Here is a 25,650-nt window from a genome sequence, read left to right as displayed (position 1 = left end):
TGATTGCAAACTTCAGACCGGGTGAATCCATGAAGCAAGACCAAGACTACTGGCAGGTCAAGGAGCGCATACGCAGCCTCGAAGTCGAGGCGGAACACTTGCGCCGTCAGGCGTTGCAGCTGCTCGTGGCGGACATTCGCCAGAAAATTCGGGAATACGGAATCACGCAAGGTCAGTTGTTCGGCCCTGATCTTTCCGATTTGGTGCGGTATCGCCATCCCGAAACGGGACAGACATGGAACGGCATCGGCAGGCCGCCGAACTGGATACGAGGGCAAGACCGCAAACGTTTTCTTGTGGTCTGAGTCGTGCGGGGCGTTCTGTGGCGTGCGGCGAATCCAGAAGCGCGACCGATTACGGTGCCATCATGAGCCCCGTTGGGCAGATAAGTCAGTAACGGCTTGTGTCTGCTGCCTTGGCTGTACTGGGCGGCGCGCGACGTGCCAGCCGGGAGAGGCGTCTTGTCGAAACGTTGCAGTAGGGGCGAATACCCGGCACTTTGGCCTATCCATTACTTTACATAATACACATTATGCGCATTAACGATAGCCCCAGCTTCTCCATTCTGGCAACGCCCCGCGTGGCCGGCGTGCCCAGGCATTGATTACGCCTTGGTGTGCAAACGGCCAAGCGTCAAGGTTATATACAGCAACACTCTCCCCCTCCTCTCATCTGACTGCACGGGTCCCCACGCACAGTCGTTGCGAATCACTGCCCGTACTGTTCTTGGCTGACCTTTTCCATCCACTCCACCGACTTGCCCTCCAGGGACTCAGAGATTGCAATGTGGCTCATACCCACCGTCGGACTGGCTCCATGCCAGTGCTTGACGCCAGGAGGAATCCAGACGACGTCGCCGGGGCGGATCTCCAGCACGGTATCGCCCCATTTCTGTACTCGCCCCACACCTGACGTAACGATCAGCGTCTGGCCCAATGGATGCGTATGCCAGGCTGTGCGTGCACCTGGCGCAAAGGTAACAACGCCTCCCCCCACGCGCGCGGGCGCAGCGGCTTGAAAGCGCGAATCTACAAACACAGATCCGGTGAAGTTTTGCTCCGCACCCGCGCTGCTTGGGCTGGAACCGACCCGCGTAACGTTAATCGGCTCCTGTTCGGCCGCATAGACGGCCGACGCACCAAGGGACAAGGCAAGGGCTGCTGCGGGGAGTCTCATGTTCATCCCTTCTGAAATCTCTTTAATTGGTTCATGGTGTTTGCTTGATTTCCTTGTTCATTTCATTTTCTTCAGAACAGGGCTGACCACGGCCCGTCAAATGTCGAGCTGACGCTCGCTCATCCACTTCACCATGGCCGGATTCCGGTGCGAGAAGAAGCTGCTTTCGCCGGTCTCAAGCTGGGCGATGCGGGCCATGTCCGCTTCATCCAGGGTGAAGTCGAGCACTTGCAGGTTCTCTTGCATCCGTTCCTTGCGCACCGACTTGGCCAGCGCCACGATGCCGCGCTGCGTCACCCAGCGCAGCACGACCTGCCCCACCGATTTGCCGTGCTTGCGGCCGATGTCCACCAGCGCTTCGTTCTGGAACAGGTTGTTGCGACCTTCGGCGAACGGCGCCCAGGCCTCGGCCTGCACGCCGTTTTCGCGCATGAAGGCCACGCTAGTTTCCTGCTGATGGAACGGGTTGACCTCCACCTGGTTCACGGCCGGCACGACATCGTTGAAGCCGATGATGTCCATCAACCGGTCGGGATGGAAGTTGCTGACACCGATAGCGCGAACCTTGCCGGCCTTCAGGGCGTCTTCCATCGCGCGCCACGATCCATGCACGTCACCGAATGGCTGGTGGATGAGGTAGAGGTCAAGATAGTCCAGCTGCAAGCGGCGCAGCGATTTGTCGATGGCTTGCTGGGTACGCTCGTACCCGGTGTCTTGCACCCAGAGTTTCGTCGTCACGAAGAGGTCGGCGCGCGGGACGCTGGCATTCTTGATGCCCCTGCCCACCGCTTCCTCGTTGAGGTAGGACGCCGCCGTGTCGATCAGCCGATAGCCGGTGTCGATGGCCTCGACCACGCAGCGCTCGCATTCCTGCGGGTCAGGAATCTGGAAAACGCCATAGCCGAGGATGGGCATCACGACGCCATTGTTCAAAGTGACTTGTTGCATGGTTAGCTCCTATGTTTTCGGGACGCCGCCGAGCCAGCTCGTCACGCGCTCCATCGTTCGCCGCTCCTGGTCCATCTCCATGACGAAACCATCGAGCAGCCGCGCCTTCGGCGCATCGCTTGCCAGCACTGACTTGCTGTTCCCTGGCCCGTAGCCGCCGTGGGTGATGAAGGGGATCAGGGCCTTTCCGGACAGGTCGTGCGCGGACAGGAAAGAACGGACCACTGGGGGCACGGTCGTGCCCCAGATGGGAAAGCCGAGGAACACCGTGTCATAGCCCGCGATGGCGGGCACCGTCGCCTCCAGAGGCGGCCTGTAGCCGCTCTCGGTCTCCTTGCGGGCTTGCTCGACCGTTTGCTCGTAGTCTTCTGGATAGGCACTGGCCGGCCGGATCTCGAACAGGTCAGTACTACGCGCACGATGTATCAGACCGGCGACGACGCGCGTATTGCCCGATCGTGAAAAATAGACCACCAGTGTCCGCGAGCCCACCTGTCGCATCTCACCGCCCTGAGCGTTCGATGCCGTGGCTGCGGCTCCCAGGGGAAGTGTCACAAGCGCAGCCATCACCGTACGTCGAGTCGAATCATGGGCGACAGTCATCCAAGCCTCCTTGATGTCATCGACCCACGCGGGCCTGTAATGCGGCCGGATAGCGGTCGCCTTGAATTTTCACGTCCCCCAAGGCCTGCGCGATCCTGGAAAGATCGGTGGCGGACAGGTCGACGGAGGCGGCGCCCAGGTTCTCTTCCAGGCGATGCAGCTTGGTGGTTCCAGGGATAGGCACGATCCAGGGCTTTTGGGCCAGCAGCCAGGCAAGTGCGATCTGCGCGGCCGTTACGCCCTTGTCCCTGGCAATCTGGCCGAGCAGGTCCACCAAGGCCTGGTTCGCCCGGATCGCCTCCGGCGAGAAGCGCGGCACTTTGCTGCGGAAGTCGTCGCTGCCGAAGGTCGCGCCGTCCTTGATGGCGCCCGTCAGGAACCCCTTGCCCAACGGACTGAAGGGGACGAAACCGATGCCAAGCTCTTCCAAGGTCGGCAAGACTTCCTGTTCCGGCTCGCGCCACCACAGCGAATACTCGCTCTGCAAGGCGGTGACCGGCTGCACAGCGTGCGCGCGGCGGATCGTCTGTACGCCCGCTTCCGACAGGCCGAAGTGCTTGACCTTGCCTTCGGCGATCAAGTCCTTGACCGTGCCAGCGACTTCCTCAATGGGCACGTCGGGATCGACGCGATGCTGGTAGAGCAAATCGATCACGTCGGTCTTCAGGCGCTTGAGAGAACCTTCGACGGCCCAACGGATGTGCTCGGGGCGACTGTTGAGGATCTGCTGCTTGTTGTCGTCGCCGAAGGTAAAACCGAACTTGGTGGCGATTACGACCTGGTCGCGCACAGGGGCCAGCGCTTCGCCCACGACCTCCTCGTTAAGGTAGGGGCCGTACACCTCCGCCGTATCGAAGAAGGTCACACCGCGATCGACTGCGGCGCGAATCAGCGATACCGCTTGCCGGGTGTCCGTGGCCGGCCCATAACCGTGACTCAGGCCCATGCACCCTAACCCGAGGGCTGAAACTTCCAACGTGCTATTTCCAAGTTTCCGCTTTTGCATATGTCTTACTCCTTCAAACGCGCCCGTCCAATATGACCCGCCAGAGTTCGCCATACGGCGGGACAGCTGGCGGCATCGCTACCTCAGCCAATGTAGCCATCATGTCTGGCCAGCACTAGAGAGTAAAATCCGCAAATACTTATGAGGTGAACTCATAGATGGCGAAAAACAGCTACAACGACCTCTTGGCGTTCATTGCGGTCGCGCGTGAACAGAGCTTCACGCGTGCCGCGGCGCAACTCGGCGTCTCCCAATCGGCATTGAGCCATCTGATTCGCGCTCTTGAGGCCAAGATGGGCGTTCGCCTGTTGACGCGCACCACCCGGAGCGTTTCGCCGACAGAGGCCGGGGAACGATTGATGCAAAACATCGCTCCCCGTTTCCAGGAAATCGAGGCCGAGCTGTTGGCTGTCGGAGAACTGCGGGACAAGCCGGCCGGCACGATCCGCATCACTGCCAGCGAGAACGCTGCCGACACCGTGCTCTGGCCCAGGCTTGCGAAAGTGCTTCCCGAGTACCCCCTGATCAAGGTCGAGATCAACGCGGAATCACGCTTCGTCGATCTCGTCGCGGAGCGCTACGACATGGGCGTGCGCCTTGGCGGCGATCTGGCCCGGGACATGACCACCGTACGCATCAGCCCGGACTTGCGTTTCGTGATCGTCGGCTCACCCGCCTACTTCGCCAAACGGCCCATTCCCTTGAGACCGCAGGAGCTGGCCGATCACGACTGCATCAATCTGCGCCTGATGAGCCACGGGGAGCTCTACGCGTGGGAGTTCAAGAAGGGAAAACAGCAGATCAGCGTTCGAGTCGATGGGCCGCTTGTCTTCAACCGGACCAAGCCCATCCTTCAGGCGGCGCTGGCCGGCTTTGGCCTTGGATACCTGACCGAAGAGATGGCTGCCCCCCATATCGCGAAGGGCCGCCTGCGGACGGTCCTCGCGGATTGGTGTCCGACGCTTCCTGGATACCATCTCTATTACCCCAGCCGCCGGCATCTGTCCCGAGCAATGACCGTGCTGATCGACGCATTGCGTCACCCCGAGAAAGAGGTGTGACTGATATGGCCCTGGAGACTTTCAGCGATGTTCTCGCCTTTGTTCATGTCGTGCGTGAAGGCAGTTTCACTCGGGCGTCCGCCCTGCTTGGCGTATCGCCCTCTGCCTTGAGCCATGCCGTTCGCGGCCTCGAAACCCGGCTGGGCGTCCGGCTGCTGACGCGCACCACTCGCAATATTGCGACCACCGAAGCGGGCGAACGCCTGTTCAACAGTGTGGCGCCTCGTTTCGACGACATCGATGCCGAGGTGGCGGCCGTCAAGGATCTACGCGACAAGCCGGTGGGAACCATCCGCATCACTTCCGCCGAACATGCAGCAACCAGCGTTCTCTGGCCCAAGCTGTCCAAGGTCATGCGCGACTATCCCGACATCAACGTCGAGATCAGCATCGACTACACGATGGCGGACATCGTCTCCCAACGCTTTGACGCCGGCGTTCGAGTGGGAGACCAAGTCGCCAAGGACATGATCGCTGTACGCATCAGCCCGGACCTGCGCATGGCGGTAGTGGGCTCGCCGGAGTACTTCGCCGCACGGTCCACCCCCCGCTCGCCCCAGGAACTGACTCGACACGATTGCATCCGGCTGCGACTTCCGACGCACGGAGGCTTCCTTCCTTGGGATCTTGACCGGGATGGCGAAGAGGCCAAGTACCCCGTCAGCGGCCAATGGGTGTTCAACAATAGTTCCTCCATTGCCCGGGCAGCCTTGGCGGGCTGTGGGTTGGCCTACGTTCCGGAGGATATGGTGTTGGAGGATATCGCCGCGGGGCGGCTTATTCGTGTGCTGCAAGACTGGTGCAGCCCGTATCCGGGGTACCACCTTTATTACCCAAGCCGGCGCCAGTCCTCCGGCGCTTTGGCAGTCATTGTCGAAGCATTGCGACATCGCGCATAGCCAGTTCGCGGCTCCGCGTCATTTATGAGTTCACCTCAGTAGTGAATGCGGAATCAGGGGCTTAATCGACGCGTCCGCATCCCGTAGCATTTCAGCTCCCAGAAAGGAAAGGCAAACTCAAGCCCTCATCCGGCGTTTTGCCTTTCGCCGACACCATGCCGCCACCCCTGGCCGATATGCATGCCGGCCAAACCGAGCAACGGGATGGAGCTGTCACCGATGATTCAAAAAAAGCCTGCTTACAAGCCCGCGATCAGCACGTTGGGCGTCGTGATGGCACTGACTTCCGGGCTAACGCTCGCATCCGGTCATGCCACTGCAAAAAATGAGGCAACGCAAGCGATGCCCGCACAAGCCGCCTCGGATACCTTGTCCGCCAAGCAGCAGGCCGTGCCCCTGATCGCCGCCTTCATGGCCGCAAGCGATATGCCCCAATTGAACACAGCCTTGAACCAGGGGCTTGACGCCGGCATGACCATCAGCGAGGCCAAGGAAATCCTGGTGCAGCTGTATGCATACGTCGGCTTTCCTAAAAGCCTTAACGCGCTCGGCGAACTCCTGAAGGTGGTCGAGGCACGCAAGCAACGCGGGATTCAAGACGCACCGGGACGCGAACCCAGCCGCGCCATTCCCACCGGGGACGAACTGATAGCGGTAGGCAAGGCCAATCAGACCCGCATCTCGGGCGCGCCGGTGACCGGCCCCGTCATGGACTTTGCCCCCATCATCAATCAATTCCTGCAAGCTCATTTGTTCGGCGACATCTTCGAGCGCGACAACCTCGACTGGCAGAGCCGCGAATTGGCCACTGTCGGGGCGCTGGCGGCCACGCCCGGCGTGGAAGCGCAGTTGCGTTCGCACATGCGGGCCAGCATGCGGGTAGGCTTGACGGCAGCGCAGTTGCGCCAGTTGACCCAGGTTCTGGCTGAGCGCGGCGACAAACAGGCCGCGGAGCGTGCGGATGCGGCCTTGACTCAGGCCCTTGCCGCGACCTCGGGACGCTGAACATGAACCTCACCAAAACCCTGTTCGCGTGCATCGCGCTGAGCTCGATGACGGCTTGCACAGCCCTCCCCGACAACCCGCGCAATGCCAGCGGTCCGCTTGTCATCCAGGAACAAGGCAGCTTCGCTGTCGGCGGAAGCGTCCTGCAGAAGCCTGGCCAGTACGACAACAACAAGCCAACCGCCGAAGGGCAGACATTCCACGGCGATCACCTCTACGCCTTCTATCAAGTCCCGCAGAACCCCAGACCGCTGCCTTTGGTCATGCTGCATGGTGCTTACCAATCGGCGCGTAGCTGGGAAACGACGTCAGACGGCCGTGAAGGTTTTCAGACCCTCTTTCTGCGTCGTGGCTTTCCGGTTTATCTCGTCGATCAGCCTCGCCGCGGTCGCGCCGGCAATAGCACCGTGGCAACCACGATCGAGCCCTCCCCCTTTGATCAACTGTTCTTCGATCAATTCCGGATCGGCAAATGGCCACGTTACTTCGACAACGTGCAGTTCGACCGCAAGCCTGAAACGCTGGATCAGTTCTTCCGTTCGGTCACGCCCAATACCGGTCCTTTCGATGCCGGGGTGATTTCGGACGCCATGGCCGCGCTGTTCGAAAAGACGGGGCCCGCCATCCTGATATCGCATTCTCAGGCAGGCGGACCGGGGTGGTTGACCGCGATCAAAAGCAAGAACGTCAAGGGAATCGTCGCCTTGGAACCCGGTAGCGGGTTCATCTTCCCTGAAGGGGAGCTTCCCCCCGCGATGCCAAGCGCGGCAGGGACGCTTACGCCCGAGGGTGTGCCGCTGGCAGACTTCGAGAAGCTCACGCGCATCCCGATCATCATCTATTACGGCGACAACTTTCCGACCGAGCCGACCACGGAGCGCGGACAGGACAACTGGCGGGTGCGCCTGGCCATGGCCCGCCTTTGGGTCGCTGCCATCAACAAACATGGTGGCGACGCGCAACTCGTGCACCTGCCGGAAGTCGGCATTCGGGGCAACACGCATTTTCTGATGTCCGACCTGAACAACATCCAGATCGCCGACCTGGTGTCACGGTTTCTTGCCGCGAAAGGTCTGGATTGACAAGCGCGCAAGTGCAGCCTGATGCATCGCCTAGACATTGGGAAATCCGCCCAGCTACCGCAACACCAGCCGCCGCAATCAACAATAGTGGGAATTGAGATGAAAGATCCATTTATCAGCAGAACCCGACGCGATTTTCTCGGCGCATCCGCGTTCGCTGTCACCAGTGCAATCATAGGAGTTCCAATAATGAGCGCCACCGCCACCGCCGCCGCAGCCGACTACAAGAAGAATCCCTTTACGCTGGTCTACGCTGGCGCCCTCTCGAAGAATGAACCGGGCAAGGTCAATATTCATCCGGTCAAGTACAAGCTGAACGGCCTGGATATCGTTGCCAACGTCTACACCCCGTCGAACTACGATGCGCAGAAAAAATATCCCGCGATCGTCGTGGCCCATCCCAATGGCGGCGTGAAGGAGCAGGTCGCTGGCCTGTATGCCCAGCACCTGGCCGAACTTGGCTACATTACGATCGCGATGGATGCCGCCTATCAGGGCGGCAGTGGCGGCGAGCCCCGCAGCACGGACAAGCCGCAATTCCGCATAGAGGACATCCACGGCGCAGCGGACTTCATCACTCAGTACCCGGGTGTTGATGCGACGCGCCTGGGGCTACTCGGCATTTGCGGCGGAGGCGGCTACTCGTTGTCCGCGGCAAAGTCCGACAAGCGCTTCAAGTCGATCGCGACCCTCAGCATGTTCAACTCCGGCCGGGTTCGTCGGAATGGCTTCGCCGATTCTCAACTGAACACGATCCAGCAGCGCCTGAAGCAAGCGTCCGAAGCACGCGCTCAGGAAAAGGCGGGAGGAAAGATTCCGTACTCTGGCGACGCCGACATGACAGATGCTCAGATTGCCGCGCTGCCGTTCGAAATGTACCGGCAGGGCTACGAGTATTACTGGAGGACGCACGCCCACCCCGGCTCGACCTTCAAGTACACGACCAGCAGCCTGTTGGATCTGATGCGCTGGGATGCAACCGAACAGATCGAATTGATCAACCAGCCCTTGCTGATGATCGCCGGCAGCAAAGCGGACAGCCTGTATATGACCGAAGAAGCCTTCCCGAAGGCCACGGGTACCAACGACAAGCAACTGTTCCTGATCGAAGGCGCGACCCATATCGAGACCTACTGGGTGCCCAAGTATGTGGATGCCGCGCTCGGTCAACTCAAGCCGTTCTACGCTCGAACCCTGTGATCGAAATAAGGCGACGTTGATGCAGCACGGGCGGTCCTCGCGCCAGCAGGCCGCCCGATTGACCGTACGCTGACTGCCGTCACCTCCCCTGTCGGTGCTTCGATACGGCGTTGACGGCGAACTGGTAGTCGCCGCCAACGCATCAGGTAAATGACTCAGTCGATCATGGCGCCGGCAGTACGAACGACCTTGCCCAATCGGTCGTACTCTTCATTTGAGAACTGTTTCAGTCCTTCGCGAGACGTCGGTGCGGGCTGAGCCCCCCTAACCTCCAATTGGGATCGCACTTCGGCTTGAGACAGAATTTTGTGCACGGCGGCGTTCACACGATCCAGTACCGCAGTCGGTGTCCCTTTGGGTGCATACAGTGCATCCCAGGCAAAGAATGAGTACCCCGGAACGCCCGCCTCGGCCACGGTAGGAATATCAGGCACGGAGGCTACTCGCTCGCTGGTGGTGACCGCAAGCGCTCGTAAGCGGTTCGCTTTAATTTGCGGTGCGACGTTTGGCATCACGTCGATCAGCAGGGAAAGTCGGCCACCCATCAGGTCGGTCATTGCCGCCGCTCCTCCTTTATAGGGAATGTGAACAATGTTTACGCCTGCCATCTGCTTAAGCTGTTCACAGGCCAGGTGCGAGGTTGTGCCGTTGCCGGCTGATCCACAGGTAAGCGAACCAGGCTTCGCACGCGCGGCGTCGAGCAGTTCTTGAAGCGAGCGGTAAGGATCATTAGGATTGACCACGACCGCGGCGGCGATCGTGGTCAGGCGCGAAATCGGTTCGAAATCGTCACGGGAGAATCCTGTCGTCTTGTAGAGCCAGTGATTGATCGCCTGCGTGCCATTGGTAGCGTATGCCAGCGTATAGCCGTTGGGTTCCGCGCGAGACGCAGTGGCCGTCCCGATATTGCCGCCGGCACCTGGCTTGTTCTCGATCACGATGGTCTGGCCCAGTTCGCGTGCCAGCGGCTCACTGATCAGCCGCGCCAGCGTGTCTCCACCGCCGCCCGCCGGGAACGGTACGATCAGGTTGATTGGCCGGCTGGGCCAAGAATCGCCACCGATCGCGCTGCTGACCGGTGCGGCCGATGCGACTAAGGATGCGATGCTGATGGCCCACAGGGCCCTTTTCGACTTGCCGAAACTCATATCGTTGTCTCCATAGGTTTTCCGATGGCCTTATCCTGGCCTTTCGGTGTGCAGAATCCTCGGCGAAATGTCCGCCGACTCTGATTCAATAAATGCCCGCCACGCCGCTGGTGGCGGCGCGGCCATACCCCGCAGCCAAATCGGTTGCGGCCCGAGCAAGCAATGTGGCGTCCACGCCCACGGCAGTGAACAGGCTGCCGCATGCGATGTACCGTGCTGCGAGTTTCTGGTCGCTGATCAGGATGCCCGCCGCCTTGCCGTGCAGCCGGATGCGCTTCAATGCGGCCTCGATAACCTCTTGCATTGCCGGATCACCAGGCCTTCCCAGATACCCATAGTCGGCCGCGAGGTCCGCCGGCCCGATGAAAACGCCGTCCACGCCGTCAACGGCGCAGATTTCGTCCAGCGCCTCGATCCCGCGCCGGGTTTCGACCTGAACGAGCGTGCACATTGCGCCATTAGCCTCATCCAGATAGGCAGGCAGTCGTTGCCAGCGCGAAGCCCGCGCCAGGGCACTCCCCACGCCCCGTATACCGGACGGCGGATACCGCATCGCCGCCACCGCCGCGGCGGCTTCATCGGCGCTCTGTATCATCGGCACCAGCAGCGTTCGCGCGCCCAAGTCGAGTAGGCGTTTGATCTCTACGGGATCATTCCAGGCTGGGCGCACCACGGGTTCCAATGGATAGGCGGCTAGTGTCTGCAGCTGCGCCAGAATGCTGTCCAACGTATTGGGCGCATGTTCGCCATCGATGAGCAGCCAGTCGAAACCAGCACCCGCCACCACTTCCGCGGCATAGCCATTGGCCAGCCCCAGCCACAGACCGATTTGAGAGTCGCCGCGCGCCAGCGCGGCTTTGAAGGTGTTGTTCGGTGTTTTCATGGACATCACTTGAAGCAGCAGCTCACGGCACCCAGCGGGCCGTAGTCGACATGAAAGACGTCGCCGCGCTCGGCATAGACGGGACGCGTGAAGGACCCGCTCAGCACGATCTGATCGCGCTCCAGGCCCACATCGTGGCCGGCAAGCCTGTTGGCCAACCACACCACGCCGTTCGCGGGATGGTTCAGGACGCCGGCGGCGAGGCCGGTCTCCTCAATCACGGCATTGCGCGACAGGATGGCGCCAACCCAGCGCAGGTCGACATCATTGACGCGGACCGGACGACCACCCATCACGACCCCGGCGTTGGCGGCGTTATCGGCGATGGTGTCGAAAACTTTGCGCGGCCGATGGGATTCGGGGTCTATCTGATGAGATCGCGCATCGATGATCTCCAACGCCGGAATCACGTATCGCACCGAATCCAGCACGTCGAACAGCGTGACGTTCGGCCCCCGCAGCGGCTTGTCCAGAATGAATGCGAGTTCGACCTCCAGCCGCGGCACGATGAATCGATCACGGTCGATCACCGCCCCGTCAGCAAACAACATATCGTCGAGCAGCGCGCCGAAATCGGGCTCGTCGATCTGCGACGACAATTGCATGGCACGAGAGGTAAGCCCGATCTTGTGACCCACCAGTCGGCGGCCTTCGGTTAGTTTGAGCTCGACCCAACGGCGTTGAATCGCGTAACCGTCGTTGATATCCATCTCGGGATGATCGAGCGATATTTGTCGGATCTGGGTGCGGGAGCGTTCCGCCTCGTGTAGGCGGCGCGCAATGGCATCAATGAGGGTGGCGTCAAGAGCCATGAATGACCTCTATTAGGAAAGGGATTCGGGTATCAGCGCGCGAGCGCCTCAGGAGGCAGGTGGCGGTGGCTTACCCGGCTGGCGAAGCGCCAGCCTGATTCGCCATGCACAAGCTCGTCAGTGCAGAAGCGGATCGCGACCAGACGTGGTGCTGCGTCCTGCGTACCCCCGTCGGTTCGGCTCTCGTAAGCAAGCAGATAGAAGCGCACGCGCGCGCGGCCGGGATCGGTAAGCTCCGCCTGTAGGTTGGTGACGATGTGCGCCGTCTGCCGAGCGGGGTCACGTGTGGCAAGCGCCGCCGCCACTTCGTCGGGACCGGTCAGCGCGCGCCCTTGCCGGTGCCAGGTTCCATCGCTGGCCATCAGCTTGGCAACATCGCCGTGACGCCGCTGGTCCAGCGCTTCAAAGAAATTCAGCACCTGCGCAGCGGCGTCCTCGCAGCGTGGGGGGGTCTTATCGTTCATGCCGTCAACTCCGAGTTCGCGGACGACCCGGCGGGGGCTGAGGCGTCACAGGATTGGTAGCCGGCGAGCGGCGCTTGCGCGTTCTGCTCGACCGATTTTCGAGCGGCTCGGAAGTCCCGACCGGCATCGATGCCGACCGCCGCGACCGTTACGCCGCTGGTATCCACGCCGAGGTAAAGCCTGCCGCCGCCGGGCGTGGCGCGCCACACTGTGTGCTGCGCCAGATTCGGGAAACCTGCGATCTGGATCATGTGTTCATATTGTTCGGACCAAAGCAGCGGCACCGGCATGTAAGCGACCGTCTGCCCCAGCATGGCGCGCGCTGCCGCGACGCCCTGATCCTGAGCGTTCTGCCACGACTCGAGACGCAGCCCCTGCGGCGCGCGGGGATGCGCCAGCACCGCCACATCGCCAGCCGCATAGATGTGCGGATCCGAGGTCCGGCAAGCGGCATCGACACGAACGCCCTGCCCGCAGTCCAACCCTGCCTCCCGCGCAAGCGCGTCGTTGGGTTGCATGCCCACGCCCACCAACACCAGATCGGCCACGATCACGCTGCCGTCGTCAAGGCGCACGCGAATGCCGTCGGCATCGTCGTTGAGCGCTGTCACGCCATGCCCCAGCCGTACGCAGACGCCGGCGGCCTCGTGGCGTTCAAGTAGCCATTCCGACACCGGCGACATCAGACTGCGGCCGCAAAGGCGTGGGCTGGCCTCGATCACGGAAACCGAACAACCCAACGAACACGCCGTAGCGGCTGTCTCCAGCCCAATCCAGCCGCCGCCAATGATTACGGTTCGCGGCGCTTTGGCGAATGCCCGCCGCAGCGCCAACGCATCGTCAAGCGTGCGCAACGTGTGCACCCGCGGGCTGTCGAGCCCCGGCAGACGCGGGCGGCAGGGACTTCCGCCGGTGGCCAGCAACAACTTTTCGTAGCTGATTTGTCGCCCATCGCCAAACAACACGACGCGGCTGGCCGGATCGATCTTCACGGCTTCCAGAGATGGCAGGAATTCAATCGCTCGATCCTCCATTTCGGCAAGCCCGAGAACCTCGGAATCCGCCACGCCGCTGACGCCAGTAATCAGCCCCTTCGACAAGGGCGGGCGCTCGTACGGTGCATGTCTTTCCGCGCCGCACAGCACGATGCGGCCGGCATGCCCGCTCTCGCGCAGCGTACGCGCCGCCCACGCACCCGCCTGGCCCGCGCCAACGATCAGCATGGTGCCGGGCGCGCTCATGCCGCCTCGGACCGTAGGAACACGGTGCCGTCCTCGATCCGGACTTCATAACAGCGCAGGTCGGAGGTCACGGGCGGACACTGATGTTTGCCTGTGGCGATTTCGAACACGCCTTGGTGCAACGGGCATTCGACTGTGCCATCCTCGACCCAGCCTTCGGCCAGACTGGCATTGCCGTGCGGACACTTGTCCTGCGTCGCACAAACCTTTCCGTCCAAGTCATAGAGACAGACGGCCTCCCCTTCCAGCATCACGCGCAGGGTGTGGGTGTCCGGCGAAATGTCCTTCACCAGCGCCACCGGTTTCCAAAGTTCGGTATCGACCATGATCAAAACCCCATTGCCTGGCGGTAATACTGATAGAACGACCGGATGAGCACCTCGGTCACCATGTAGTCAGCGGGTTCCGTGTCCCGCCCACCCATCTCCACGATGCCGCGCGCATCGGGATAGCCGGTGACGCCAATCTGGACCTGGTTGAGCATTTCGCTGTCGTCCATCGACACGAACCCCGCCGGTCCAAGCAAATTGGCATGTTTGAGACGCAATCGCGTCATCTCCTCATCGTCGTCTTCGTAGCCGTAATAGGTGAAGACCAGTTCGTGTTCAGTCGGGCTACGCGGTATCACGTGCCGCGTCTTGAGCGAGTTGGCCTGGATGCCGAACTGCGCCGCTGGAAACACCCACGCGCCGCCGACTCGACCCCGGTTGAACTCTTGCCTGGGCGTTACGGTTTCCAGATCGAGCAGTTCCAGGTCATTGCGGAAGCGGCTCATCTCGGAAGTCGCCTCCGTGACTTTCTTCCCTTCGTTGTGCGACACCATCACGCTGTGCGCGCCGCCGCCGGTCGGAATGCACTCGGATTTGGAATCGGCGCGCCACAGGCCGAAAGTGATATAGAACGTGTGCAGCAGCGTGGCGTGGTAGGGATCCTTGAGGTTTTCCAGGTACATCTTCCAATTGCTGGGAATCAATTGGCGGCTATACCCAAGCAACTTGAGCTTCTTTCCCGGCAGCATGTGATCAATTTCTGCCAACACCTCGGCCCCGCAGAATTCCTCGAAGCTGGGCGCCTCATCCGAAAACGTCGCCCAGATCGATCCGCCACGATTGACGCTGCGGAGTTTCCGGATCCCGTTCTGCTTGGGATCGAAATCGCGTGGCATGCCGCCCTTGCCCATCGCGCCGCGGCGGAACGGCACGCCCTGCAGATTGCCGTTCAAGTCATAGTTCCACTGGTGGTAGGGGCATGTGAAGTCTTTCACCTTGCCGGTGTTCTGCCAGCAGATTTGCGCACCACGGTGCGCACACCGGTTTTCGAGCACAGCGATCTCGCCGCTGTCGGTACGCACCATGATGACTGGGCTGGTGCCTATCCAGTTGCGCTTGTAGCAACCGACTTCCGGCACCTCGCACTCCAATCCAATGTAGTTCCAGGTCTTGCCGTTGAAGAAGACGTCCATCTCCTTTTGAAATACGGCAGGATCGGTGTAAACCCAGTTCGGTATGCGAGTGTGGCCTTCTTCGGGCCAGCGGCGTTCGATATGGATAGGTTGCTCGGCGATGGCCGGCGCGTGAGAGGAACAGGCCTCGGTGGGGTGGGTATGAGTGCAGGTCATGGCGGATTCCAGATTCAGACGGGAATGATGAGCGACGTGCGCACGCGGTAGTTGTCGTAGACACAGTCGCGGCTGGCCAGTCGCCAGCCCGCGTCCGTTTGCCTCCAGGTGTCGAGGTAGCGGCCAACCATATTCAGGCTAGGTTCGCGATCCGAGAGCGATTCCATGATGGCGAAGTTGGCCTGAGCAACCACCCGGTCTGCATGTTGCTGCCGTACTTTCACGCCGCTGATGAAGTGGCGCAGCGAACGTGGTTCGAACATGGTCGTCTCACGTAGCGCCGTAACCCGGTCCTTCAGCATGTTCTTGTTCATGCAGTAAATCAGGCCCAACGGCAGGCCGGCGTCGTGGTTCTCGCGTGACAACACGCGATAGTGGCAATCTTCGGTAAAGAAGTCCGGCCAGGCTTCAAGTTCACCCTCGTCCAGGCACAAGGCGTAATCCTCGTAGAGATCACGCAGTTCGGCACGCAGCGCCGCTGCGGAAACGTCGTTGAGATGGGGCATATCAGTACGGATCCTTGCAGTTGATATCAGCGCGCCGCGGCGAGCTGGGCCCTGTTGCTTTCGAAGCCGCCTTGGCTACCGAGCGCGAGAATGGGTTCTTGCATCCGCTCCTGCCAGATCAGGGACTCCATCGCGATCTGAAGTGGATGGTCCTGGACCGTGAGCGAAGATGTGGTGCTGTTTTTGGTGTGATGGGAATGCATGGCCCAGCCAGGCGCCGACAAGATCAGATCGCCGGCCTTCCAGTCGAGGCGCACTCCGTTGACCTTGCTATAGCCCTCACCGCGCAGGTAGTAGTTGATGGCGGAAGAACTGTGGCGATGCGGGACATGATGGTTGTCAGGGGGTGAACTCGAAATGGTGGCAAAGAAGCTGTGGGTGGTGCCGATGCGCCGCTCGGTGGCGGGGTTGTAGAGCACGAACAGACGGCGGCCGTTGTAACCCTTGGCGATGTCTTCTACCGACGGCAAGTGCGCTGCCACGCTGGCGTAGGGCCAATGCAGTGCCTTCGATTCAAGCACGTCGATGTCGATCAACCATTCATAGCCCAGCAGCCGCGCACCCTCGGTGCCAACTGGCGCGTTGAGCGCCAGGTCGCGCGCACGAGCGACTCCCGATGGCGGCCCTTCGCGACGCGTGGTGTTGGCGTCGGATGGTGCCACCTCACCTTCGAATTCCTCAACGAAATGCACCTCGAGCTTCTCGAGCAGCGGGGCATTGGAGTACGACAACCGCACCCAGGGTGTCTTGCCTTCGTTCCGATAGCTATGAATCTGCATTGAGGGGGTGTTCCAGACATCCCACTTGCCGATGGAAAAGGAGCGGCCTCCAACCTTTGCCACCCCTTCCCCGCTGATACAGATCTCCAGCATGTTGGAATTCTTGCGCAGGTTTAGTGTGCTTTCTCCCGGATTCACCACGTTGATCGTGACATCGGTTCCCGGCGCCAGGCCCAAACCCGGCGCGGTCGCCTCGGGATGAACGATCAAGCTGGCGCGGCGACCGTTGGCCGGGCGCGGTGCGTCGATCAATCGCTCAATTTCCCGATCAATGTCTTCCTTGGCTATCACGACCGACGGCCACATATTCTGTTGTCGGGGCGCCGCCCCACTCACGTCCACGAACATCTCGTTCTCCTCGTCTGTCGGCAGGTTCAGTCCGCCGGATTGATTTTTGGGGGGGCTGCCCTCAGCGCGCGAGCAGCAGGTTTTCGCGTGTTTGCGGAGCCAGACACTGGCCTAGGTCGCGATCACACGCGGCCTGATACACCACCCGGGCCAAAGCCAGGTCGGAGAGCCCCATTCCCATTCCTTTGAACAGCGTCATTCGTGCATCCGCCGGACGTGGCGAGCACGTACCGTCCGCCAGGAGATCGGACAACACCGACACGCCCTGCCACGGGTCATCGCCTGCGCCATAGCGTTCGCGGAGTTCGCGGGAACCGCGACGCGCGTTCTCAAGATCGTCAACAACCACGAGGTCGGCAAGCTCGAAGACGTCCTGCGTGAACTCCGCCTTGGCCGGCAGAATCGCCCCCACAGCGTTAAGGTGACGGCAGTCGCGCAAGGCGGCCGCATTGACAAAGGGGTGTTCGGCGCGCGTGATCAAGGTCACGATCTCGGCGCCCGCCAGCGCGCGGTCCAAAGTGATCGCTTCCACGACGGGGAACTCGTAGCGAGCCTGCGCCTGGCGCACGAACTCAGCGCGCTTCTCCGGCGTCGGGCTGTAAACACGTATGGACTGCAGGTTGCGAACCGCGGCCAGCGCCGCGAGCTGCGTTACCGCCTGCGGTCCCGTACCGATCAGTGCCGCATGCTGAGCCGTCTCGGGGGCCAACATGCGCGTAGCCAAGCCGGTGATTGCCGCCGTCCGCAACATTCCGAGCGCACGCGCTTCGATCACGGCCAGCAAGGTGCCTCGCTCTGCATCGAACAGCGTGAACACCGAACCGCCACCTTGGCGGGTATGCACCCAACTCTTGAAACCGCAGACACCACCGGTCCCTTGCACAACTGAGCCCAAAGCATGCATGGAACTGCCGTCGCCCCAGGTGGCCAGTGCTTTGGGCACATTGCGGGCGAGGCCACGGCCCTGGAGCGCCAGCGTGGCGGCCAGAGAATCGATCGCACGCGGCATGTCCAGCACGCTAACCACGTCGGCTTCGGAAAGATATCGAATCGCTTGTGTCATGGCTCAGCCTTGCTCGGTGGGTTCGTTAATCACGGGGTTCGATAGCCTGCCGACACCGGCGATATCCACTTCGAAGACGTCCCCCTCGCGCAAAAAGCGTGGCGGCTGTCGGGTGGCCCCGACGCCTTCGGGTGTTCCCGTGGCGATCACATCGCCCGCTGCAAGTGGCGTGAAGGTGCTGATGTACGCGATGAGTGTCGGGATTGAGAAGATCAGGTCGGACACTGCGCCGTCCTGCATCAGCTCGCCGTTGAGGTACGAGCGCACACGCAACGCAGTCGGATCAGGCAGCTCGTCGGCCGTGACCAGCCACGGCCCCAACGCGCCTGACCGCTCGAAGTTTTTGCCCGGCGTAACCTGCGCGTTGTGTTTTTGAAAGTCGCGCACCGAGTTCTCGGCCATACAGGTGTAGCCAGCAACATGCTCGAGCGCGCGTTCGACGGGGATGTGGCGCCCGCCGCGGCCAATAACGACAGCCAGCTCGGCTTCGAAATCGAGCTTTTCCGAGACTCGGGGCCGCCACACGGACTGCTGGTGGCCCACCAGGGAATCGCTGTATCGAGCAAAAACCGATGGGTGTTTGGGGACGTCCCGGCCCGCCTCCATCACATGGCGCCCATAGTTCAATCCCACGCAAAGTATCTTCCGCGGTGCCACAACGGGAGGCAACCATTGCAGTCCGGCTACCTTCAGTACGGCGCCGGGTTCCCGCGCCGCTCGCGCGAGGCTATCCGGCCCGGCAGCCAGCGCACTGCTTACATCAGGCCAATGCTTGGTCATGAGCCGGACGTGGTCGTCCTCGCGTACACCCCATGCCGGCACGCCTGCGTGCAAGAAGCTTTGAAGCTTCATCTTGTCTCCTCCTGTCAGACCAATGTCTCGTCCGAAAACATTGGCTCAACGCCTTTGCATGCAAAGACACTGAAAATCAACTGTCTTTGGTCCGTTTTTATTTATATTGCATGCAATATTGAGATTTCGCAAGTTTTTTTGCTTTGAAGCCAGCACCATTGCATGCAATGAGCCGCTACACTGTGGGCCTAAGGAGGGACGGACCGCCATGGCCGCACAAATCGACAAAGTCATCTCAGAGCTGCGTGACATGATTCTCTCGGGCGAGCTGACACCTGGAGAGCGAGTCGTCGAGCTTCAGTTCGCGGCCCGGCTTGGGGTGTCGCGTACACCGCTGCGCATCGCGATGACGGAGCTGGAAAAGGAAGGCTTGCTGGAACGACTCCCCTCACGCGGGTTTCGGGTTCGCGCCTTCACGGTCGAAGAAATCGGGGATGCTGTTGACGTGCGTGGCGTTCTTGAGGGGATGGCAGTACGTCTACTCGCGGAACGCGGCGTATCTCCGGATGTTCTCGTACGCCTGACCCAGGCAGTTGACGCCGGACGTCAGTTACTCGCGCCGGCGGTACATGACCCCCACGCCCTCGTGGACGCAAGAGCCTGGGGCAGAATCAACCAGCAGTTCCACGAGATCCTTTGCGAGGCCGCCGGCAATCGCGCCTTGCTTTCCGCGTTGGAGCACAACAACAAAACGCCTTTGGCCGGACCGGCCGCACTGACCCTGCCGTCGTCACCGTCTACGGTCGAGACACCTTATGTCCTTCGCGCGCAAGCGGACCATGAAGACTTGCTGAGAGCCATTACTCGACGTGAAGCAGCGCGTGCGGAAAGCCTCATGCGCGAGCATGCGTATCGCAGCCGCGAGAACAAGCGGGTCATGCTGGACTCAATCAAAACGGAACGCCATAGCATGGCGTTAAGCGCCAATGCGTTGGATTCGACAGGGTCGGAGTAAGAGGCGATACCTCCACTCTCCGTGAGGAAGTGTAGGAAGCTTCCCGCCAGCGGAATGCCGCATTCGATGACGATGCGGTGCCGCCACTGTTCATACGTTTCAGGAATCTTTTCGCTCGCTCCCCATCATTTGCCTGGCCGCGTGCTCTTCGTTAGCCACTGAGCACACAGGCAGAGACGCACAACGTCCATGCGCGATCGCCGACGTCCAATGCGCCTTTTAGTGTTATGTTATAACATCCTATTGACTGCTGGCCTGTCGTCCCATGTCTATCGGAAAGGCGCACCGGCGTTGAGCCAACACCCCCGCAGTCTCACTCATCCTCTTTGACGCTTTCATCGAACATGAATACCGGATTACCCCAAGCGAAGGCCCGCCATCTGCCCGTCACGGTCCTTTCCGGCTTTCTCGGCGCCGGGAAAACCACGCTGCTCAATCACATCCTGAACAATCGCGAGGGCCGGCGCGTTGCCGTGATCGTCAACGATATGTCCGAGGTCAATATCGATGCCGCGCTCGTACGCGAAGGCGGCGCCGAGCTGTCCCGCACGGACGAGAAGCTCGTCGAGATGAGCAATGGCTGTATCTGTTGCACCTTGCGCGAGGACCTCCTCATCGAAGTTGAACGGCTCGCCAACGAAGGCCGCTTCGATCAGTTGGTCATCGAGTCCACCGGAATTTCCGAGCCCTTGCCCGTCGCGGAAACCTTCACGTTCGAGGGCGAGGATGGGCGCTGTCTGGGTGAACTTGCCCGATTGGACACGATGGTGACCGTGGTCGACGCATACAACTTCCTGCGCGACTACAGCTCACGCGAAAGCTTGCAGGAGCGCGGAGAATCCCTCGGCGAGGAAGATGAGCGCACGGTGGTCGACCTGCTGGTCGAACAGATCGAGTTCTGCGACGTCATCGTGCTGAACAAGGTGGATCTGATCGCAGACGATGAGCGCGAGCGGCTGATGGCCATCCTGCGCAAGCTCAATCCCCGCGCCCGCATTGAAACGGCCGAGTTCGGCAAGGTGCCCCTGGACAGGGTGCTGAACACCGGGTTGTTCGACTTCGATGAGGCCTCCAAGGCGCCGGGCTGGCTACGCGAACTGCGGGGGCAACATACGCCGGAAACCGAGGAATATGGGATCCGAAGCTTTGTCTACCGGGCTCGTCGCCCCTTCCATCCAGAACGGTTCTTTGCCTATGTCGAGAGCGAATGGCCCGGCGTTGTGCGTTCCAAAGGCTATTTCTGGCTGGCCAGCCATCCGGAGATGGCTGGCTCCTGGTCGCAGGCCGGCGCGGTGGCCCGCCATGGGGCGGCCGGCTACTGGTGGGCTGCCATGCCCCCGGAACGTTGGCCCGAGGACCCCGAGTACGTGGCGATCATCCGCAAGAATTGGGTCGACGGCGTAGGCGACGCGCGCCAGGAGCTGGTGGTGATAGGCATGGATATGGACGAGGCTGCCTTGCGAACCCGTTTTGACGCCTGTTTGCTCACCGATCAAGAGATGGCCCAGGGTCCGCACGTCTGGAAGACCTGGAAGAACCCCTTTCCAAACTGGCCCTGACCTACTAGCCGCTCCGCGCGTGGCGTGGGGGGGCAATTCAACGCAATTCCGAGCATTATTGTGGACACCGTACTTCCCGACGTTTCAATCAACGAGTCTTCCCCGAGCTTGAGCTCCCTGGAATGGGTGGGCATGCAAGGCATCGATCTGCCCGTCGTCCTGGCAGAGCCGGGTTATCGCCGGATACTCCATGCGCGCGCCGATGTCCAAGTGGACCTTCCCGCGCGACATGTCAAGGGAATCCACATGTCGCGACTCTACCGGGAGCTGGACCACCTGAGTGATCCCCACGACCTTACGCCCGCCGCGCTGCGCAACGTGCTGGATGCCATGGTGGCAAGCCATCAAGACTGCGAAAGCCGGGGCGCGCGCGTCTGCTTGTCGTTCGATTTGCTGGTTCGCCGCCCCGCCCTGGTGTCCGACGGTCTGGCAGGCTGGAAGGCCTACCCGGTCCAGTTGCGCGCGGTGGTACGCGATGGCGTCCATGCGCTTGAGACTCAGGTCACGGTCCCCTACTCTTCTACCTGCCCTTGTTCGGCTGCCCTGTCGCGGCAACTGGTTGAGCAAGCGTTCCTTGGCGCCTTTGCAAACCAGGAAAGCATCGCGCCCGAGGCAGTGGCCGCCTGGCTGCGCCAGCATGCCAGCATTGCGACCCCTCACAGCCAGCGCAGCGAGGCCCGCGTCGAGATAACGCAGACGCCCGACGAGCAGACCTGGAATCTGTTGGCGCTGATCGATACCATCGAGGACGCCTTGGGTACGCCCGTACAGACGGCCGTCAAGCGGGCGGACGAACAGGCGTTTGCCGCCTTGAATGGCCAAAACCTGATGTTCGTCGAAGATGCCGCCCGCCGGATCCAATCCGCGCTGCGCCCGCGGTTCAAAGCCCCCCGCACCCACGTGCGGCATCTGGAAAGCCTGCATCCTCACGACGCCGTGGCGTGGGCCGATGGCGTCTGAGCGGCCCGCAGCATGCTGATTACCTGGCTATTAACGCCGAGGGACATCAACTGCCCATTGCCGGCGATTACCAGGTCAATCTTCGGTCTGCCCAAGCTCCAGCCGATGCTGAGTCCGCAAGGCTTTGGCCAGCAGATAGCCCTTGTTGTGTTCGTTCGGATAGACCCCGGTCAGGCGGCAGCCGCTGACCCGGATGCCCATGCGCTCCAGTTGCGTGCGCTTGTCGGGATTGTTGGTGAGCAGTTCCAGATCGTTCACGTCCAGCGCCCTGAGCATCTGGGCCGCGGGCGTGTAGTCGCGGTCGTCCAGGCCATGCCCCAGCTCCAGGTTGGCCGTGTAGGTGTCGTGGCCCAGTTCCTGCAGGCGGTAGGCGTCCAGTTTGGAGTAAAGGCCGATGCCGCGGCCCTCCTGGCGCAGATACAGCAGGTAGCCGCCTTCTTTGCTCATCAGACGCAAGGCTTCGTGCAGTTGCGGCCCGCAGTCGCAGCGCAGCGAGCCGAAGACGTCGCCGGTCATGCATTCGGAATGCAGGCGCACGAGCGGCATTGCGCCCGGCTCGCCGAACTTGAGCGCCAGATGGTCGCGGCCATCGGCCAGGCCGTGGAAGCTGTAGGCCAGCGCGAGCGCCTCGGAACCGTCGGCAAGACGGATGGGCAGCCGGACGGTGGCGCGGATGGAGGCTTCTGGCTGCGGGGCAGCGGCTTGGGGTGTAACGGGGTTCACGACAAACAGGCACTCGGTGGCGGATCGGGGTCGCCGGGAGGGCGACGGGCGCGACGACTGAATGGGGATATCAGGCGCCCTGGTGCAAGTATGGGCTGAACCGCCCGGGACAAGGCCGGTTTGCGCCATGCTTGCGCCAGCCCGACAGGATAACGTATGCGCCCGCCTTCGCGCGACCCGGTCGGCGCCCTACATCACGCGCACGCTGTCTACGTCGAATTCGATGCTGTTGCGGTCGCGGTCGAGTTCGCCGCGCAGTTCGACCTGGGTTTTGTCGTCGATCTTCTGGCCGGCCGGGAAGTCGTCGTTATCGATTTCGACGCGGATCTGGCCGGTGCCGTCATCGAAGGTGTAGTGGTCGTCGCCATCGTGCGAGACGATGCGGCCGCGCAGGATGGCGTTCTGGTCGTCGCGCCCGTTGGCAAGGAGTTCCTTGACGGTGGTGACGGCGACGGTGCTGGGGCCGCTGTACCCTTGGGCCGCCGGTTTGCCGGTGCTGGGCCCGGTGTAGCCCTGGGCGTGGGCCCCGCCCGCGAGCAGGGCGCCGGCCAGCGCGGCGCTGACGAGGAACGTGCGAGCGAAGGTCGATTGACGAGGGGTCTTGGTCATGGCGTGGCTCCTTGCGCGATTTGCGCGCCGTTGTTGAACATGGCGCCATTTGACGCCGCGAAGATGAAGCGGACCTTAGCTTTCGCGCACGGTCGTCGTCGCGCCTTCCAGCGGCAGAAGCAGCGTCACGCCCAGCCCCCGGCCGTTCAGCCCCGGCCCGAACCGCAATTCGGCCCCGTGGACCTGCGCCACCCGGGCCACGATGGACAATCCCAGGCCATTTCCAGCGACATTGGTGCCCAGAACCCGGAAAAAACGCTGCGTCAGCCGTTCCAGTTCCGCCGGCGCCACGCCCTCGCCGTCATCACTGACGGTCAGCGCGATGTGCTGGCCGGCGCGCTGGGCGGCGACGCGCACCTGGCCGCCGTCGCGCCCATAGGACACCGCGTTGTGGATCAGGTTGCGCAGGGCGGTGTACAGGGCATCGCGGTTGCCGTAGAGGACGCTTTCGCGTGCGTCGATCGTGATGACGGCGTTGCGCTTGGCCGCCGCCTGCGCGCAGGCATCGGCGGCGTCCTGCAGCAGCGCCTGCGCGGCGATGCGCTCGCGCGGCAAGGCGTCGGCCGATTGCGGGTCCAGGCGCGCGAGCTGAAGCAGGTTTTCGACCAGGGCGGTGGCGCGCATCATGTCGGCGCGCAGGCGCTGCAACTGGGCCGCGAGCGCGGGCGCCTGGTCGGACGGGTGGCTGCGTTGCAGCACCTGGATGCGCGACGCCAGGGCGGCCAGCGGGGTGCGCAGTTCGTGGGCCGCGTCGGCGGTGAAGCGGCGCTCGGCCTCCAGCGCACGGTCCAGGCGGCCCAGCAGCTGGTTCAGGGCCGCGGTGATCGACCGGACTTCGATCGCCTGGCTGTCGTCGGCTAGCGGCGAAAGGTCAGACGGCGACCGGGCTTCGATGCCGCGCGTCATGCGCTGCAGCGGCTTGAGCAGGCGCCGGATCAGGATCCCGTTGATCAGCCCGAGCAGCACCCACAGGCCGACCAGCGGCCACGCCAGCGATTCGAGCATGTCCCAGATGAGATCGCTGCGGTCGTCCCGTTCTTGTCCCACCTGCGCCGAAAAGCCCAGCGTGTCGTGGTGGCGCACGTAGACGCGCCAGTCTTCGCCGTCGGCGCGCACGTCGTAATAGCGGTCGCCGCGGCGCGCCGGGTCCACGAATGGGCGCTTGGGCGCGTCTTCGCCGCGCAGCAGGACCTCGCCGCTGCGCGAGACGAGCTGGTAGTCCAGCCGTAGCGCGGGTTGGGCGCCGATGGGCCGGGGTTCTGCCGCATCGCGGCCGATGCTGCCCTCGCCCAGCGCCAGGACCAGCCGCGCGCCCTCTTCCAGCCAGTCGTCGTAGGCGTCGTTGACCTCGTTGCGCGCAATCGCCAGCACGATCAAGGTGCTGACCAGCCCCACAAGGATGCTGGAGCCCAGCGTCGTGGTGATCAGCCGCCGGCGCAGCGAATAGCCGCGCGCGGGCCGGAAGGTCCTGGGCCGTCGCATGTCAGTCCGCCAGGCGGTAGCCCTGGCGCCGCACCGTCTTGATGAGATCGGGGGCCAGCTTGCGCCGCAGGTTGTAGATGTGGACCTCGATGGTGTTGCTTTCGACCTCGTCTCCCCAGCCGTAGAGCGATTCCTCCAACTGCGCCCGGGACACGATGTGGCCGGGACGGCGGATGAGCGCGTGCAGGATGGCGAACTCGTGCGCGGTAAGGTCCACGGGCGCCCCCTGGAACTGGACCTGCTTGGCCGCCACGTCCAGCGTCACGCCGCCATGGCTGAGCGCGGGTTCGGCATGGCCGTCGCGGCGGCGCATTGCGGCGCGTATGCGCGCCGACAGCTCTTCCAGGTCGAACGGCTTGACGAGGTAATCGTCGGCGCCCAGGTCCAGCCCCTCGATGCGATCGGGTACCGCGTCGCGGGCGGTGATCATGATGGCGGGCACGGTGTCGCGCCGCGCGCGCAGCCGGCGCAGGAGGTCGTCGCCGGTCAGCCCGGGCAGGCCCCGGTCGATCAGCACGCAGTGATAGTCGTGCGTGGCCAGCGCCGTCTCGGCGAGGTCGCCGCGCGTCACGCGGTCGACGACGTAGCCGTCGAGTTCCAGCCAGGACTCGATCGACTCGCCCAGGGATACATCGTCTTCGGCCAGTAGGATGCGCATGCGCCGACTA

Annotated in this window: 28 protein-coding genes; 9 read left to right on the top strand and 19 right to left on the bottom strand. The window is 62.4% G+C overall.

Annotated features, from left to right (window positions below):
* Positions 1–29: 29 nt before the first annotated feature.
* On the top strand, positions 30–305 hold the full coding sequence (locus tag ACZ50Q_RS14620; protein ID WP_092576080.1) for an H-NS histone family protein: 276 nt from the start codon (positions 30–32) through the stop codon (positions 303–305).
* Between the two features lie 403 nt (positions 306–708).
* On the opposite strand, the gene ACZ50Q_RS14615 is transcribed toward ACZ50Q_RS14620, so the two are convergent.
* The 4 genes from ACZ50Q_RS14615 to ACZ50Q_RS14600 all read right to left on the bottom strand — a co-directional run bounded on the left by ACZ50Q_RS14615 (position 709) and on the right by ACZ50Q_RS14600 (position 3,733).
* Positions 709–1,182, bottom strand: coding sequence for a (R)-mandelonitrile lyase (locus ACZ50Q_RS14615; RefSeq protein ID WP_464078770.1), 474 nt, complete (start codon positions 1,180–1,182; stop codon positions 709–711).
* A gap of 90 nt (positions 1,183–1,272) precedes the next feature.
* Positions 1,273–2,124, bottom strand: coding sequence for an aldo/keto reductase (locus tag ACZ50Q_RS14610; RefSeq protein WP_464078769.1), 852 nt, complete (start codon positions 2,122–2,124; stop codon positions 1,273–1,275).
* Positions 2,125–2,133: 9 nt separating this feature from the next.
* On the bottom strand, positions 2,134–2,727 hold the full coding sequence (locus ACZ50Q_RS14605) for a flavodoxin (protein ID WP_464078768.1): 594 nt from the start codon (positions 2,725–2,727) through the stop codon (positions 2,134–2,136).
* A 16-nt stretch (positions 2,728–2,743) separates the two neighbouring features.
* A complete protein-coding gene (locus ACZ50Q_RS14600) occupies positions 2,744–3,733 on the bottom strand; it encodes an aldo/keto reductase (protein WP_464078767.1) in 990 nt (329 codons plus the stop codon).
* A gap of 158 nt (positions 3,734–3,891) precedes the next feature.
* Between ACZ50Q_RS14600 and ACZ50Q_RS14595 the strand changes: the two genes are divergently transcribed.
* The 5 genes from ACZ50Q_RS14595 (at position 3,892) to ACZ50Q_RS14575 (ending at position 8,980) form a co-directional block, all read left to right on the top strand.
* The gene (locus ACZ50Q_RS14595; protein ID WP_464078766.1) at positions 3,892–4,794 is read left to right on the top strand and encodes a LysR family transcriptional regulator; all 903 of its coding nucleotides are present in this window, start codon (positions 3,892–3,894) and stop codon (positions 4,792–4,794) included.
* 5 nt (positions 4,795–4,799) lie between these two features.
* The gene (locus ACZ50Q_RS14590; protein WP_464078765.1) at positions 4,800–5,693 is read left to right on the top strand and encodes a LysR family transcriptional regulator; all 894 of its coding nucleotides are present in this window, start codon (positions 4,800–4,802) and stop codon (positions 5,691–5,693) included.
* Between the two features lie 180 nt (positions 5,694–5,873).
* Complete coding sequence (locus tag ACZ50Q_RS14585; RefSeq protein WP_464078764.1) at positions 5,874–6,698, top strand: carboxymuconolactone decarboxylase family protein; 825 nt, start codon at positions 5,874–5,876, stop codon at positions 6,696–6,698.
* 2 nt (positions 6,699–6,700) lie between these two features.
* Positions 6,701–7,780 (top strand): alpha/beta hydrolase, encoded by a 1,080-nt coding sequence (locus ACZ50Q_RS14580; protein WP_464078763.1) that lies wholly within the window; start codon positions 6,701–6,703, stop codon positions 7,778–7,780.
* 189 nt (positions 7,781–7,969) lie between these two features.
* A complete protein-coding gene (locus tag ACZ50Q_RS14575; protein WP_464078762.1) occupies positions 7,970–8,980 on the top strand; it encodes an alpha/beta hydrolase in 1,011 nt (336 codons plus the stop codon).
* A 155-nt stretch (positions 8,981–9,135) separates the two neighbouring features.
* Here the strand turns inward: ACZ50Q_RS14575 and ACZ50Q_RS14570 are convergent, their stop codons facing one another.
* The 11 genes from ACZ50Q_RS14570 to ACZ50Q_RS14520 all read right to left on the bottom strand — a co-directional run bounded on the left by ACZ50Q_RS14570 (position 9,136) and on the right by ACZ50Q_RS14520 (position 18,694).
* On the bottom strand, positions 9,136–10,128 hold the full coding sequence (locus ACZ50Q_RS14570; RefSeq protein WP_464078761.1) for a Bug family tripartite tricarboxylate transporter substrate binding protein: 993 nt from the start codon (positions 10,126–10,128) through the stop codon (positions 9,136–9,138).
* A gap of 85 nt (positions 10,129–10,213) precedes the next feature.
* On the bottom strand, positions 10,214–11,011 hold the full coding sequence (gene hpaI, locus ACZ50Q_RS14565) for a 4-hydroxy-2-oxoheptanedioate aldolase (protein WP_464078760.1): 798 nt from the start codon (positions 11,009–11,011) through the stop codon (positions 10,214–10,216).
* Between the two features lie 5 nt (positions 11,012–11,016).
* A complete protein-coding gene (gene hpaH / locus ACZ50Q_RS14560; protein WP_464078759.1) occupies positions 11,017–11,823 on the bottom strand; it encodes a 2-oxo-hept-4-ene-1,7-dioate hydratase in 807 nt (268 codons plus the stop codon).
* Between the two features lie 32 nt (positions 11,824–11,855).
* The gene (locus ACZ50Q_RS14555; RefSeq protein WP_464078758.1) at positions 11,856–12,287 is read right to left on the bottom strand and encodes a nuclear transport factor 2 family protein; all 432 of its coding nucleotides are present in this window, start codon (positions 12,285–12,287) and stop codon (positions 11,856–11,858) included.
* Positions 12,284–13,528, bottom strand: coding sequence for an NAD(P)/FAD-dependent oxidoreductase (locus ACZ50Q_RS14550; protein WP_464078757.1), 1,245 nt, complete (start codon positions 13,526–13,528; stop codon positions 12,284–12,286). The genes ACZ50Q_RS14555 and ACZ50Q_RS14550 overlap by 4 nt, the downstream gene beginning before the upstream one ends.
* A complete protein-coding gene (locus tag ACZ50Q_RS14545) occupies positions 13,525–13,854 on the bottom strand; it encodes a non-heme iron oxygenase ferredoxin subunit (RefSeq protein WP_464078756.1) in 330 nt (109 codons plus the stop codon). Before ACZ50Q_RS14545 ends, ACZ50Q_RS14550 begins: the two co-directional genes overlap by 4 nt.
* A 2-nt stretch (positions 13,855–13,856) precedes the next feature.
* On the bottom strand, positions 13,857–15,146 hold the full coding sequence (locus ACZ50Q_RS14540; RefSeq protein ID WP_464078755.1) for an SRPBCC family protein: 1,290 nt from the start codon (positions 15,144–15,146) through the stop codon (positions 13,857–13,859).
* Between the two features lie 14 nt (positions 15,147–15,160).
* Entirely contained in the window at positions 15,161–15,652 is a 492-nt protein-coding gene (locus tag ACZ50Q_RS14535; RefSeq protein ID WP_464078754.1) for an aromatic-ring-hydroxylating dioxygenase subunit beta, read from the bottom strand.
* 26 nt (positions 15,653–15,678) lie between these two features.
* Positions 15,679–16,779 carry a cupin domain-containing protein gene (locus ACZ50Q_RS14530; protein WP_464078753.1) on the bottom strand — a complete coding sequence of 367 codons (1,101 nt, stop codon included), beginning with the start codon at positions 16,777–16,779 and terminating at the stop codon, positions 15,679–15,681.
* Between the two features lie 61 nt (positions 16,780–16,840).
* Entirely contained in the window at positions 16,841–17,842 is a 1,002-nt protein-coding gene (locus ACZ50Q_RS14525; protein ID WP_464078752.1) for an ornithine cyclodeaminase family protein, read from the bottom strand.
* A 3-nt stretch (positions 17,843–17,845) separates the two neighbouring features.
* On the bottom strand, positions 17,846–18,694 hold the full coding sequence (locus tag ACZ50Q_RS14520) for a fumarylacetoacetate hydrolase family protein (RefSeq protein ID WP_464078751.1): 849 nt from the start codon (positions 18,692–18,694) through the stop codon (positions 17,846–17,848).
* A 208-nt stretch (positions 18,695–18,902) separates the two neighbouring features.
* On the opposite strand from ACZ50Q_RS14520, the gene ACZ50Q_RS14515 reads away from it, so the two are divergent.
* The 3 genes from ACZ50Q_RS14515 (at position 18,903) to folE2 (ending at position 22,168) form a co-directional block, all read left to right on the top strand.
* Positions 18,903–19,649 carry a GntR family transcriptional regulator gene (locus ACZ50Q_RS14515; protein ID WP_464078750.1) on the top strand — a complete coding sequence of 249 codons (747 nt, stop codon included), beginning with the start codon at positions 18,903–18,905 and terminating at the stop codon, positions 19,647–19,649.
* Positions 19,650–19,993: 344 nt separating this feature from the next.
* Positions 19,994–21,208, top strand: coding sequence for a zinc metallochaperone GTPase ZigA (zigA, locus tag ACZ50Q_RS14510; protein WP_464078749.1), 1,215 nt, complete (start codon positions 19,994–19,996; stop codon positions 21,206–21,208).
* A gap of 60 nt (positions 21,209–21,268) precedes the next feature.
* The gene (gene folE2, locus ACZ50Q_RS14505) at positions 21,269–22,168 is read left to right on the top strand and encodes a GTP cyclohydrolase FolE2 (protein WP_464078748.1); all 900 of its coding nucleotides are present in this window, start codon (positions 21,269–21,271) and stop codon (positions 22,166–22,168) included.
* Between the two features lie 75 nt (positions 22,169–22,243).
* On the opposite strand, the gene ribA is transcribed toward folE2, so the two are convergent.
* From ribA to ACZ50Q_RS14485, 4 genes are all read right to left on the bottom strand, one after another.
* On the bottom strand, positions 22,244–22,825 hold the full coding sequence (gene ribA, locus ACZ50Q_RS14500) for a GTP cyclohydrolase II RibA (RefSeq protein ID WP_369825620.1): 582 nt from the start codon (positions 22,823–22,825) through the stop codon (positions 22,244–22,246).
* A 255-nt stretch (positions 22,826–23,080) separates the two neighbouring features.
* On the bottom strand, positions 23,081–23,500 hold the full coding sequence (locus ACZ50Q_RS14495) for a YgiW/YdeI family stress tolerance OB fold protein (protein ID WP_464078747.1): 420 nt from the start codon (positions 23,498–23,500) through the stop codon (positions 23,081–23,083).
* Positions 23,501–23,575: 75 nt separating this feature from the next.
* The gene (locus tag ACZ50Q_RS14490; RefSeq protein ID WP_464078746.1) at positions 23,576–24,982 is read right to left on the bottom strand and encodes an ATP-binding protein; all 1,407 of its coding nucleotides are present in this window, start codon (positions 24,980–24,982) and stop codon (positions 23,576–23,578) included.
* Position 24,983: 1 nt separating this feature from the next.
* A complete protein-coding gene (locus tag ACZ50Q_RS14485) occupies positions 24,984–25,640 on the bottom strand; it encodes a response regulator (protein ID WP_092576099.1) in 657 nt (218 codons plus the stop codon).
* Between the last annotated feature and the right edge of the window lie 10 nt (positions 25,641–25,650).

It is taken from the genome of Achromobacter sp. T5-5 (assembly GCF_055397965.1).
This window is presented reverse-complemented; position numbering and strand designations above follow the sequence as displayed.